This window comes from Streptomyces sp. CB00316 (assembly GCF_001905595.1).
Taxonomy (GTDB): domain Bacteria; phylum Actinomycetota; class Actinomycetes; order Streptomycetales; family Streptomycetaceae; genus Streptomyces.
Map to the genome: position 1 here is coordinate 60124 of NZ_LIXI01000007.1, position 12666 is coordinate 72789.

The following is a 12666-nucleotide window of genomic DNA, read 5'->3' on the forward strand; positions in this document are numbered from 1 at the left end:
GGGCTCACTCGGCGATGCCGACCACCAGCCAGATGAAGCCCACGCCCCCGATGGTGCAGAGAAGGGTGGAGCGGGCGGGATGGGTGTGGTGCGCCTCGGGAAGAATCTCCGCAGCGGCCAGGTAGAGCAGCGCTCCGCCGAAGAAACCGAGATAGCCGCCGAGCAGTTCCTCCGGAAGGGTGAACAGCAGCGTCGTCGCGGCGCCCACGACCGGTGCCAGGGCAGCCGCGAACAGCATCAGGAGCGCCTTGCGTCGGGCGTTCCCGTAGAGACTGGTGAGGGTGTACGTGTTGAATCCGTCGGCGAAGTCATGACTGATCACCGCCAGCGCGACGGCCACGCCCATGGCTCCGCTGACCTGGAAGGCGGCGCCGAGCGCGATGCCGTCCATCAGGCTGTGGCCGACCATCGCGGCGGCCGCCGTGAGCCCCACCTGCGGGACGCGTTCACCGCTCGCCCCGTGTGCCACCTGGCGTACGGCGAGCAGCCCCTCGACCAGATGGGCCACCAGGAAGCCGCCGACGAACAGCAGCAGGGCGGCGGGCACCCCGAACACCGGTGTCCCCGCGACCTCCATCGCCTCCGGCAGGAGGTCCAGGCCGACCACTCCGAGCATCAGCCCGCCCGCGAAACCGAGCACCAGATGGCGGCGGTCCGTGACGCGTTGCGCGACCCAGCCGCCGGCCAGAGTCATCAGGAACGCGCCGAGCGCGACGAACACCGCCATGGGGTCTTGCTAGTCGATCGACCCGGTCGACCGCATCTCAGGGTGTCCTTACCCGCGCCCTTACCCGCGCCCCTGTCCGCGGCGGCCTCGTCCGCCCGTACGACGAACCGTGCGACGGCCGGATCCGTGACCGTATACGGAACAGCTCCACCCTCCACCGCTTGATCTGAAAGGCAGGCTCCGCCATGACGACCCCCACACCCGAACCCGGCGCGCGGAACCTGGTCATCGGGGTCGGTGCCCGACGGGGAGCGCCGCTCGGCGAGGTGTACGGCCTGATCGAGGAGACCCTGCACGGGGCGGGGCTGCGTACCGCCGACGTGGTGGAGGTGGCGACCGTCGACGCGAAGGCGGACGAGCCGGGGATCGTGGGGGCCGCCGCCCGGCTCGGGGTGCCGGTGCGGACGTACCCGGCGGCGGCGCTCGCGGGGGTGCGCGTGCCGCACCCGTCGGACGCGGCCGACGGGGCGGTGGGGACGCCGTCGGTCGCGGAGGCGGCGGCGCTGATCGAGGCGGACGAGCTGGTGGTGGAGAAGTCCGTCGGCACGAGCCGTACGGCGGTCGCGACCTGCGCCGTGGCACGCCGGTTTCCGGCCGTCCTCGCGCCTTTCCCTGTTTCCGGCGAGAAAACTTCCACCCCACTCGTGACGGAAGGCCCCCGGCCGTTCACCATGACAGCCATGAATCCCCCCACACATCCCCCCACGCGAGACATCGAGAGCGCCGGGCCCGACCTGCGCCACCACGGCGACGCGGAGGTGCGCGGCGAGAATCTGACCGATCTCGCCGTGAACGTCCGTACCCACACACCACCGGAGTGGCTGCGCCAGCGGATAGCCGCCTCCCTCGTCTCGCTGGCCGCCTACCCCGACGCCACACCGGCCCGGGAGGCGGTCGCCGAGCGGCACGGACTGCCGGTGGAACGCGTGCTGTTGACGGCGGGGGCCGCCGAGGCGTTCGTTCTGATCGCCCGGGCACTCCCGGCCAGGTGCCCGCTGGTCGTACATCCGCAGTTCACCGAGCCGGAGGCGGCGCTGCGGGCGGCCGGGCACGGGGTGGGGCGGGTGCTGCTGCGGGAGGAGGACGGCTTCCGGCTCGATCCGGCGGCGGTGCCGGAGGAGGCGGATCTGGTGGTGGTCGGCAACCCGACCAACCCGACGTCCGTGCTGCACCCGGCGGCCCTGCTGGAGCGGCTGGCCAGACCGGGGCGGACGCTGGTGGTCGACGAGGCGTTCATGGACGTCGTGCCGGGCGAGCGCGAGGCGTTGTGCGGGCGGACGGACATCCCCGGTCTGGTCGTGCTGCGCAGCCTCACCAAGACCTGGGGGCTGGCCGGGCTGCGGATCGGTTACGTCCTGGCCCACCCGGAGACGATCGCGCTGCTCGCCGAGGCGCAGCCACTGTGGCCCGTGTCGTCCCCGGCGCTGGCGGCGGCGCAGGCGTGCATGGAGCCGCGGGCGCTGGTGGAGGCTGCCGAGGCGGCGGACCGGATCACCGTGGACCGGGCCCATCTGCTGGCCGGGCTCGCGGAGTTCAGCGAGGTGCAGGCCGTCGAGGAGGCCCGGGGCCCGTTCGTACTGGTGCGGCTGGCGCGGGCGGCGGAGATCCGCGAGCGGCTCCGGCTGCTGGGCTTCGCGGCCCGGCGCGGCGACACGTTCCCGGGGCTCGGGCCGCAGTGGCTGCGGCTGGCCGTACGCGACCGGGCGACGACCAACCGCTTCCTCCAGGCCCTGGACCAGGCCGTTCAGGCGCTGCCCGCGCGAACGGGGCGCTGAGGGGTCCTCGGGGCAAGCCCGTGGGGCGGCGTTCCGTCGTACGAAGCCGCCCCACGGTCCCGTGCGCGGGCGCGGATCAGGCCTGGCTGCCGCCGCTCCGCCGGCGCGCGACCACCGTGGCGCCCGCGCCGACCGCGAGCAGGAGGGCCGCACCGCCCGCGAGGTACGGGGTGGTGGAGCTGCCGCCGGTCTCGGCCAGGTTGGCCGTGGTGGGGGCCTTGCCGGTGTCGGAGCCGGTCTGCGGCTTCACATCGGCGCCGCCGTCACCCTGGTCGCCGCCGGTGGAACCGCCGTCCGAACCGGCCGTGGAGCCGCCGGTGTCGCCGCCCGTGGAACCGCCGGTGGAACCGCCTGTGGCACCCCCGGTGTCGCCGCCCGTGGAACCTCCGTCCGTGGCGCCGCCGTCGCTCTCCCCCGGCTCCTCGGGCGTCTTGGGCCCCTTCGGGGTCTCGCAGGTCGCCTCCGCCAGGGTGACCTCGCCCTCCACCTCGGCCACGTTGAGCTTGAGCGGGTTCACCGAGACCTTCAGCTGAAGTGCCGTCGCGGCGGCCGTACGCGAGGTCGTCTCCGTCTTCGACAGGTCAAGGCTCACCTCACCGACGCCCGGTACCACGACCCGGGTCGGTCCGCCCGCGGAGAGCGACACCTTCTTGCCGAGCACCTTGACATGGCCGAGCACGTTCGATTCGGCGACGGGCTGCTCGCCGGCCTCGCAGAGCGCCTTGGAGGTCACCTTCTCGACCTCGATGAGCGAGAGCAGCGGCAGACCGGGCACATGGACCCGGGCCTTGGCCAGGTTGGTGTATCCCTCGGCCTTGTGCTCGTCCACGGTGGCGTTCGCGGCGGCCACGTCGGCGCGCAGGACGCTGACCGGCTTCCCGCCCGCCACGCCGTCCAGGTTCACCGTGAGGGCGGTCCTCTCGGCGCTTGCCGGTGCCTGCACCTCGTTGAGCGTGACCTCGAGGGGCACCTGGAGGGACTTGTTGAGGAGCGAGACGTCGAGCCCCGTACGGAGCACGACCGCGCTCGCCTTGCCCTCGCCGCCGGTGACGGGCGTCGCCGGGGCTGCCTGCGCGGGGACGGCGACAAGCAGAGCGACAGGAGCGGTGGCGGCCGCCAGGGCAGCGAGACGGAAGGTGTTGCTGTTCAAGATGGTGGAACCCCCACAAGAGACATGGAGCCACCGGCACAGTCCAATGGGGGACATCGCCTGTGCCGGTGGCCTCGACTCCGTGAATCTTTACGCACTGAGGGTGAACTGGCGGATACCTGAGGTGAGTTCACCCCAAAGGGGGGTTTCCGCGCGCATATTCGAATCTTTCGGCACGTGCGTTCCCTCCCGCCTCATTCCGTCACTCGTTTCACACGGTGTGAGCCGAGCGCCTCGACGAGCGGAGGTACACCAACGAGCCGGGGCCGCTTTCGTCACTGCCTGTCAACACACCACGACCTCAGCCGATCACCCGCCCGTTCAGCACGATGTGGCGCGGTGCCGCCAGCACCCGGACGTCCGCGCGCGGATCCTCGTCGTAGACGACCAGGTCGGCCGGAGCGCCCTCCTCCAACCCCGGCCGCCCCAGCCACCGCCTCGCCCCCCACGCGGTGGCGGAGAGGGCCTCCAGGGCCGGGATGCCCGCCTTCACGAGTTCGGCGACCTCGCCCGCGACCAGGCCGTGCGCCAGCGAGCCGCCCGCGTCGGTGCCGACGTAGACCGGGATGCCGGCGTCGTACGCGGCGCGCACGGTGTCGTAGCGGCGCTCGTACAGCTGTCGCATATGCGCCGACCAGCGCGGGAACTTGGCCTCGCCGCCCGCCGCGAGGTCAGGGAACGTGGCGGTGTTGACCAGCGTGGGAACGATCGCGACGCCGCGCTCCGCGAAGAGCGGGATGGTCTCCTCGGTGAGGCCGGTGGCGTGCTCGACGCAGTCGATGCCGGCCTCCACCAGATCGCGCAGCGATTCCTCGGCGAAGCAGTGCGCGGTGACGCGGGCGCCCAGCCGGTGCGCCTCGGCGATGGCCGCCTCGACCTCGCCGCGCGGCCAGCAGGCCGTGAGGTCGCCCGCGTCCCGGTCGATCCAGTCCCCCACCAGCTTGACCCAGCCGTCGCCGCGCCGGGCCTCCCGGGCGACGTACGCGACGAGGTCGCCGGGCTCGATCTCGTGGGCGTAGTTGCGGATGTAGCGACGGGTCCTGGCGATGTGGCGGCCCGCCCGGATGATCTTCGGCAGGTCCTCGCGGTCGTCGATCCAGCGGGTGTCGGAGGGCGATCCGGCGTCCCGGATCAGCAGGGTCCCGGCCTCCCGGTCGGTGAGCGCCTGCTTCTCGGCGGTCGCCGCGTCGACCGGGCCGTGCCGGTCCAGGCCGACATGGCAGTGCGCGTCGACGAGGCCGGGCAGCGCCCAGCCCGTGACGGTCTGCGCGCGGTCCGCGCCCGGCGGCCGCTCGTAGGTGATCCGCCCGTCGACGGCCCACAGTTCGCTTTGGACCTCGTCCGGGCCGACGAGGACCCGTCCCCTCACCCGCAGCACCCGCTGCCCGTCCTGACCGCGCACCTGATCACTCATACGCGGCACTGTACGAGGCCCTCGGTAGGCTGCCATGACCTGTCGACCGCCGGCCGAATCCGAAGAGAGCCCCACCGTGACGCACCCCTTCCTCGACCTCCCCCCGCTGACCGCCGCGCACTTCGCGGCCATCGAGCGACGGGTGGCCGCGCTCCTCGCCACCGAGGAGGACGTCGTCATCACACAGGGCGAGGCGCTGCTGCCGCTGGAGGGCTGCATCCGCAGTGGTGCCCGGCCCGGCTCGACCGCGCTGAACGTGGTCACCGGACCGTACGGGCAGACCTTCGGCAACTGGCTGCGGGACTGCGGCGCCGAGGTCGTCGACCTCACCGTGCCCTTCCACACCGCGGTGACCGCCGGCCAGGTGGCCGAGGCGCTCGCCGAGCACCCGGCGATCGACTTCGTCTCCCTGGTGCACGCCGAGGCGGCGACCGGCAACACCAACCCGGTCGCGGAGATCGGTGAGGTGGTCCGGGCGCACGGGGCGCTGTTCATGCTGGACGCGGTCGCCTCGGTGGGCGCCGAGCCGCTGCTGCCGGACGCCTGGGGCGTCGACCTGTGCGTGATCGGCGCGCAGAAGGCGATGGGCGGTCCGGCCGGGGTGTCGGCGGTGTCGGTGAGCGCGCGGGCCTGGGAGCGGATCGCCGCCAACCCGGCCGCCCCGCGCCGCTCGTACCTCTCGCTGCTGGACTGGAAGGAGCGCTGGATCGACGGCGGCCGCAAGGCTCTGCCGCACGCTCCGGCGCAGTTGGAGATGCTGGGCCTGGAGGCGTGCCTGGAGCGGATCGAGGAGGACGGCCTGGACACGGTGACGGCCCGCCACGCCTCGGCCGCCGCGGCGACCCGGGTGGGCGCGGTGGCGTTGGGCGGCGGTCTGGAGCCGTACGTCCTTCAGGCGCGGGACGCCGCTCCGGTGGCCACGACGCTGCGCGCCCCGGCGGGGACCGACGCCTCCGCGCTGGTCGCGCGGGCGCTGGAGCCGGCGCCCTCGCTGCCGCTCATCGCGGGTGGCGGGGCGCTCTCCAAGGACATGATCCGGGTCAATCACTACGGGGCGGATGCGACGCGGGACGCGGTGCTGTCCTCGCTCGCGGCCCTGGGGGCGGCGCTGGGCGACGCGGGCCGACGGGTCGACTTCGAAGCTGCCCGCCGTGCGGTTGCGGAAACCTGGCCGGGCCTCTGATATTCATAATGCGGGGAGCTGCTTTATCGAAAGCAGCTCCCCGCATTCTCCTGCCCGCTTTCTCGCCCCCTAAACGCGTAAGTTTTTTCGGGGCTCGAACTACATGATTCGGACACGTCTCACAGGAGTTACAACCCTGTGACCGACTCCACACGGGCGGCGTTATGCCCGAAAAATTCTGGACAAAGAGTGTGAAATCGCACCCATATCGTGGGGGATCTCGCGCACGCCTGATAACACATACCGGCGCTTCTCCCAACCCTTTGCCTCGATGCAATTTGGAAATTTGCTCGGTAAATTCAATTCGCATGACCGCCGCACCAGCAGATTTTGCCCGTGCCCGAAGCGAATTTCTCAGTATTGACACGCCGCGAGTGGAGGACGGAGCCGCGATCTGGCGCATCGCCCGCGACTCCGAGGTTCTGGACCTGAACTCCTCGTACAGCTACTTGCTGTGGTGTCGTGACTTCGCCGCGACGTCCGCCGTCGCCCGTGGCGAGGACGGCGAGCCGATCGCCTTCGTCACCGGCTACATCAGGCCCGACCGGCCCGAGACCCTCGTCGTCTGGCAGGTGGCCGTCGACCAGGCACATCGCGGCAAGGGACTGGCCGCCACCCTGCTGGACGCGCTGACCGCCCGCGTCGCCGCCGGCCAGGGACTCTCCTGCGTCGAGACCACGGTGACCCCTGACAACACCGCGTCCGACCGGCTGTTCACGTCCTACGCCCAGCGGCACGACGTCCCCCTGGAGCAGGAGGTCCTCTTCGACGGGGGGCTGTTCCCCGAGGGGACGCACCTGCCGGAGGTCCTCTACCGGATAGGCCCCTTCGCCGGCTGAGGCCTCCGAGCCACCCGAGCCGCACCGGCCTCGGCAGCCTCATCGGCCCCGTGAGCCACCCGGCCACGGCCCGGCGTACCTGACCCGTACGACCGGATCCCCATGACTTCTCGCGCCGGCCGACCACCCGGCGCGGTCCCGGCCGCCTCCGTGCGGCAGGGAGCACCGACCACTGCCCGTCACACCCCCTCACGCAGGAGATCCGCTGTGACCATCACCCCGCCCGCACTGAGCGTCTTCGAGACCCTGGAGTCGGAGGTGCGTAGCTACTGCCGCGGCTGGCCGGCCGTGTTCGACCGCGCCCAGGGCGCCCGGCTGACCGACGAGGACGGCCACTCCTACCTGGACTTCTTCGCCGGGGCCGGCTCGCTCAACTACGGCCACAACAACCCGGTGCTGAAACGAGCGCTGATCGACTACATCGAGCGCGACGGCATCACCCACGGCCTGGACATGGCGACCACCGCCAAGCGCGCCTTCCTGGAGACGTTCCAGAACGTCATCCTGCGCCCGCGCGACCTCCCGTACAAGGTGATGTTCCCCGGCCCGACCGGCACCAACGCCGTCGAGTCGGCGCTGAAGCTGGCCCGCAAGGTCAAGGGCCGCGAGTCCGTCGTCTCGTTCACCAACGCCTTCCACGGCATGTCGCTGGGCTCGCTCGCCGTCACCGGCAACGCGTTCAAGCGGGCCGGGGCCGGCATCCCGCTGGTGCACGGCACGCCGATGCCGTTCGACAACTACTTCGACGGCACCGTCCCGGACTTCCTGTGGTTCGAGCGGCTTCTCGAGGACCAGGGCTCCGGGCTGAACAAGCCCGCCGCCGTGATCGTGGAGACGGTCCAGGGCGAGGGCGGCATCAACGTCGCCCGCGCCGAGTGGCTGCGCGCGCTGCAGGAGCTGTGCCACCGCCAGGACATGCTGCTGATCGTCGACGACATCCAGATGGGCTGCGGCCGTACCGGCGGCTTCTTCTCCTTCGAGGAGGCCGGCATCGTCCCGGACATCGTCACGCTCTCCAAGTCCATCAGCGGCTACGGCATGCCCATGTCGCTGTGCCTGTTCAAGCCGGAGCTGGACATCTGGGAGCCGGGCGAGCACAACGGCACCTTCCGCGGCAACAACCCGGCCTTCGTCACGGCCGCCGCCGCTCTGGACGCCTACTGGGCCGACGGCCAGATGGAGAAGCAGACCCTGGCCCGCGGCGAGCAGGTCGAGCAGGCGCTGCTGGCCATCTGCGCCGAGGAGCCGACCGCGCAGTTCCGCGGCCGCGGCCTGGTCTGGGGCATGGAGTTCCAGGACCCGGCGCGCGCCTCGGCGGTCTGCGCCCGCGCCTTCGAGCTGGGGCTCCTGCTGGAGACCTCCGGCCCGCAGAGCGAGGTCGTCAAGCTGCTGCCGCCGCTGACCGTCACCACCGACGAGCTGGACGAGGGCCTGCGCACGCTGGCCCGCTGCGTCCGCGAGACGGCCTGACCCGACGAGTCGGGGGCAGGCGGGAAAAGAGAAGCCCCGGGCCCGCGGGCCCGGGGCGGAGTACAAGAGAAAGGCACTGCTCACCGTGATCGTCCGATCGTTCAAGGACATCGAGAACACCGACCGGCACGTGAAGGCCGCGTCCGGCACCTGGGAGAGCAAGCGCATCGTGCTCGCCAAGGAGAAGGTGGGCTTCTCGCTCCACGAGACCGTGCTCTACGCGGGCACCGAGACCTCCATGTGGTACGCGAACCACATCGAGGCCGTCCTGTGCACCGAGGGCGAGGCCGAGCTCACCAACGACGAGACCGGCGAGACCCACTGGATCTCCCCGGGCACGATGTACCTGCTGGACGGGCATGAGCGGCACACCCTGCGGCCCAAGACCGACTTCCGCTGCGTGTGCGTCTTCAACCCTCCCGTCACCGGACGGGAGGACCATGACGAGAACGGTGTCTACCCACTGCTGACCGAGGAGGCCTGAACCACCATGACCACCGAAGTACGCGCCGATCTGTATCCCTCGCGCGGTGCCGCCGAGATGACCACTCCCCGCCAGGACCCGGTCATCTGGTCCGCGCCGGGCGCACCGGGCCCGATCGCCGCCAAGGATCTCCAGGGGTACGAGCACGACGGCTTTCTCACCGTCGACCAGCTCATCACCCCCGACGAGGTCGCCGTCTACCGGGCGGAGCTGGACCGGCTGGTGGCCGACCCGCTGATCCGTGCCGACGAGCGCTCCATCGTGGAGAAGCAGTCGCAGAACGTGCGCTCCGTCTTCGAGGTCCACAAGATCAGCGAGGTCTTCGCCGCACTGGTCCGCGACGAGCGGGTGGTGGGCCGGGCCCGCCAGATCCTGGGCTCGGACGTGTACGTCCACCAGTCCCGGATCAATGTGAAGCCGGGCTTCGGGGCCTCGGGCTTCTACTGGCACTCGGACTTCGAGACGTGGCACGCCGAGGACGGGCTGCCGAACATGCGGACCGTCTCCGTGTCGATCGCGCTCACCGAGAACCTCGACACCAACGGCGGGCTGATGATCATGCCCGGTTCGCACAAGTCGTTCCTCGGCTGTGCGGGCGAGACGCCGAAGGACAACTACAAGAAGTCGCTGCAGATGCAGGACGCCGGCACCCCGTCCGACGAGGCGCTGACGAAGATGGCCGACCGCCACGGCATCAAGCTCTTCACGGGCAAGGCCGGTTCGGCGACCTGGTTCGACTGCAACGCCATGCACGGCTCGGGCGACAACATCACCCCGTACGCGCGCTCCAACGTCTTCATCGTCTTCAACAGCGTGGAGAACGAGGCGCAGGAGCCGTTCGCGGCGCCGATCCGCCGCCCCGAGTTCATCGGGGCGCGGGACTTCACCCCGGTGAAGTAGCGCCACACGCAGGCAGCTCAGGTGCCCGGGACGGTACGCCGTCCCGGGCACCGGCGCGTAACTCGCTGGACCCCGCCACCGGCCACCGGGGAGGGTGGCGGCCATGACATCTCACGTACGGCACATCACCGTCGGCTGCACCGACGCCCACGCGCTCGGCGGCTTCTGGTCCCAGGTGCTCGGCGCCCCGCTCGCCGACGACGACCTCCCCGGCGATCCGGAGGCCCTGCTCGAAACCCCCGGAGCGGCGATCCTCTTCGTCCAGGGGCCCGACGCGAAGACCGTCAGGAACCGGGTCCACCTCGACGTCCAGCCGCAGGACCGCACCCGGGACGAGGAGGTCGAGCGGCTCCTCGCGCTCGGCGCCACCCTGGTGGAGGACCACCGCAGGCCGGACGGGCGGGGGTGGGCGACCCTGGCGGATCCCGAGGGCAACGAGTTCTGTGTGGAGTGTTCCGCCGCCGAGCGGGCCGCGCTGGCCGGTACCCGGCTGCCGGTCACCGCCGACGACGTGACCCGTGCCGTCCGGCTCGCGGCGGACACGCTGGCCGGGGCTCCGGCGGACCGCTGGGACACGCCCGCCGGAACGCTGGAGTGGACCTGCTGGGAGACGGTGGAGCACCTGAGCGACGATCTCTTCGCGTACGCCGTCCAGTTGGGCCCGCGTACGCCCCCGCTCGACCGTGAGGTGCCCTACCGGTGGGCCGCCGGGCGGCCGGGCGGCCCGGCCAACGCGGTCTCCGCCGACCGGGCGGCCGGGCCCGCCGGGCTGCTGGCGACCGTGGAGGCGAGCGGGGCGCTGCTGGCCTCGATGGTCAGGACCACCCCGCCCGAGGTGCGCTCGTACCACGGGTTCGGGGTCTCCGACCCGGAGGGCTTCGCGGCGATGGGCGTGGTGGAGACCCTGGTGCACACCCATGACCTCGCCGCGGGCCTGGGCCTGGAGTGGGCGCCGCCGGGCACCCTCTGCGACCGGGTGCTGGCCCGGCTCTTCCCCGACGCCCCGGCGGGCGGCGACCGGTGGACCGTCCTGCTCTGGGCCACCGGTCGCGCCGAACTGCCGGACCACCCGCGCCGCACGTCGTGGCGGTGGAACGGGGAGCCTCGGTAGCCCCCCTCAGCGGTGGGAGAACCAGCGGGCGGCGGGCAGCAGCGTGGTGTCGTAGCCGAACAGGGCCTGGTTCTCCCACGCGTTGCCGGAGGCCGGGTCCTGCGGGTCCCAGCCGCTGCCGCGCACGGCGGTCCAGGACGGCTCCCAGTAGACGACACCCAGGCCGCGCCCGTTCGGGACGGCCTCCACCACGTTCATGACGTCGCGGAGATTGGCGGCCTGCCCGGCGGGGGTGGCGGGGTAGCCGGGGGCGAGCTGGGAGGCGGTGGCGATGTTGTTCTCCAGCCCGTCGCCGTTGGCCAGGGTGTGCGCGTACGCGGTCTCGGCGACCAGGACCGGCTTGCCGTAGCGGGCGGCGGTGTCGTCCAGATTGGCCTGGAGGGCGGAGAGCGGGCCGTGCCAGTAGCCGTAGTACGAGAGCGCCACGACGTCGAACGGGACGCGCTGGGCCACCGCGTTGTCGAACCACCAGCGGGTCCCGGCGTTGTCGCCGCCCTCGGCGAGGTGCAGCGCCACCCGCGTACCGGAGGAGACGGCCTTCGCCGCGTTCGCGCCCGCGGTGAGCAGACCGGCCAGCTGCGGCCAGTTGGCGGTGGAGCCCTCGGGCCAGAGCATCCCCGCGTTGGTCTCGTTGCCGATCTGGACCATGTCGGCGGTGGTGCCCTGCGCCTTGAGGGCGTTCAGCACGTCGTACGTGTGGTCGTGGACGTTCCGCTTCAGCTGCTCGTAGCCGTGGCCCGCCCAGGCGGCGGGCTTGGTCTGGTGCCCCGGGTCGGCCCAGCGGTCGGAGTAGTGGAAGTCGACCAGGGTCTTCATCCCGAGGGCCTTGGCGCGCTTGGCCATGGCGAGGACATGCGCCTTGTCGTTGTAGCCGTCGGCCGGGTCCACCCACACCTTGAGGCGGACGTAGTTCATCCCGGAGGTGCCCAGAATGCTCATCGCGTCGCCGGTCGCGCCGCTCGCGCTGCGGTAACGGGCGCCGTACGCCTCGTTCTTCGGGAGCGTGGAGAGGTCGCCGCCCTTCACGGCCAGGCCGGTGGCGCCCGGGGTGAAGGTGATGTCGTCGAAGTTGGCCCACTGGCCCGCGCCCGCGTCGGAGTTGAGGCTGATGGTGCAGCCGCCGCCGGTGACCCGTACCGAGGTGACGATGCGGATCCAGGCGCCGTTCGCGGTGGCGGGCAGGTCGGTGCGCTGCTCGGCCGTACCGCAGTTGCGCAGGGCGATGTACGCGGCGTTCTGCCCGCCGCTGGAGCGGACCCGGGCGCTCAGGGTGTACGTGCCGTCGGTGAGGCCGGTGAGGTACTGGTAGGTCTCCACGCGGTAGGCCGAGTTCGACCAGTGGCTGAGCCGGGTGGCGCCGGTGTGGCCGCCCGCCTCGGTGAAGGAGGCGGCGGTCCGGCCGGTGGGTGAGTAGGTGGACCAGCCCGTGGTGCCGGACTCGAAGCCGGGGTTGACGGGGGTGGTGGCGGCATGGGCGCTGGGCGCGGGGAGTGCGGCCAGGAGCAGGGCGGCGAGGAGTGTCGCGGCGGCGGCTCTGCCGCGGCGGGGGTGACGGGGACGCGCAGTTCCGTACATGGTCGATATCCCTTCGACTGTGCGGGGGGGGTTTCCGA

11 protein-coding genes are annotated in these 12666 nt (G+C 71.7%); 7 read left to right on the forward strand and 4 right to left on the reverse strand.

Going from position 1 to position 12666, the window contains the following annotated elements; genetic code table 11:
• Nucleotides 1–4: 4 nt before the first annotated feature.
• Nucleotides 5–727, reverse strand: coding sequence for a ZIP family metal transporter (locus tag AMK21_RS20635; protein ID WP_073880053.1), 723 nt, complete (start codon nt 725–727; stop codon nt 5–7).
• Between the two features lie 185 nt (nt 728–912).
• On the opposite strand from AMK21_RS20635, the gene cobC reads away from it, so the two are divergent.
• Nucleotides 913–2502 (forward strand): Rv2231c family pyridoxal phosphate-dependent protein CobC, encoded by a 1590-nt coding sequence (cobC, locus tag AMK21_RS20640; RefSeq protein ID WP_073880056.1) that lies wholly within the window; start codon nt 913–915, stop codon nt 2500–2502.
• Between the two features lie 76 nt (nt 2503–2578).
• Here the strand turns inward: cobC and AMK21_RS20645 are convergent, their stop codons facing one another.
• Nucleotides 2579–3652, reverse strand: a complete 1074-nt coding sequence (locus AMK21_RS20645; RefSeq protein WP_324613912.1) for an SCO1860 family LAETG-anchored protein — start codon at nt 3650–3652, stop codon at nt 2579–2581.
• A gap of 301 nt (nt 3653–3953) precedes the next feature.
• Complete coding sequence (locus tag AMK21_RS20650; protein ID WP_073880578.1) at nt 3954–5030, reverse strand: amidohydrolase family protein; 1077 nt, start codon at nt 5028–5030, stop codon at nt 3954–3956.
• A gap of 112 nt (nt 5031–5142) precedes the next feature.
• On the opposite strand from AMK21_RS20650, the gene AMK21_RS20655 reads away from it, so the two are divergent.
• From AMK21_RS20655 to AMK21_RS20680, 6 genes are all read left to right on the forward strand, one after another.
• Nucleotides 5143–6249: a pyridoxal-phosphate-dependent aminotransferase family protein gene (locus AMK21_RS20655; protein ID WP_073880059.1), complete on the forward strand. Its 1107-nt coding sequence runs from the start codon at nt 5143–5145 to the stop codon at nt 6247–6249.
• A 308-nt stretch (nt 6250–6557) separates the two neighbouring features.
• Nucleotides 6558–7088 carry a diaminobutyrate acetyltransferase gene (ectA, locus tag AMK21_RS20660; protein ID WP_073880061.1) on the forward strand — a complete coding sequence of 177 codons (531 nt, stop codon included), beginning with the start codon at nt 6558–6560 and terminating at the stop codon, nt 7086–7088.
• Nucleotides 7089–7295: 207 nt separating this feature from the next.
• On the forward strand, nt 7296–8558 hold the full coding sequence (gene ectB / locus AMK21_RS20665) for a diaminobutyrate--2-oxoglutarate transaminase (protein ID WP_073880063.1): 1263 nt from the start codon (nt 7296–7298) through the stop codon (nt 8556–8558).
• Nucleotides 8559–8643: 85 nt separating this feature from the next.
• Nucleotides 8644–9042 (forward strand): ectoine synthase, encoded by a 399-nt coding sequence (locus AMK21_RS20670; protein ID WP_018488170.1) that lies wholly within the window; start codon nt 8644–8646, stop codon nt 9040–9042.
• A 6-nt stretch (nt 9043–9048) separates the two neighbouring features.
• Entirely contained in the window at nt 9049–9942 is an 894-nt protein-coding gene (gene thpD / locus AMK21_RS20675) for an ectoine hydroxylase (protein ID WP_073880065.1), read from the forward strand.
• A gap of 103 nt (nt 9943–10045) precedes the next feature.
• Nucleotides 10046–11053, forward strand: coding sequence for a VOC family protein (locus tag AMK21_RS20680; protein WP_073880067.1), 1008 nt, complete (start codon nt 10046–10048; stop codon nt 11051–11053).
• Between the two features lie 6 nt (nt 11054–11059).
• Here AMK21_RS20680 and AMK21_RS20685 read toward each other — a convergent pair whose 3' ends face one another.
• Nucleotides 11060–12628, reverse strand: coding sequence for a glycosyl hydrolase 53 family protein (locus AMK21_RS20685; RefSeq protein ID WP_073880069.1), 1569 nt, complete (start codon nt 12626–12628; stop codon nt 11060–11062).
• Nucleotides 12629–12666: the final 38 nt, after the last annotated feature.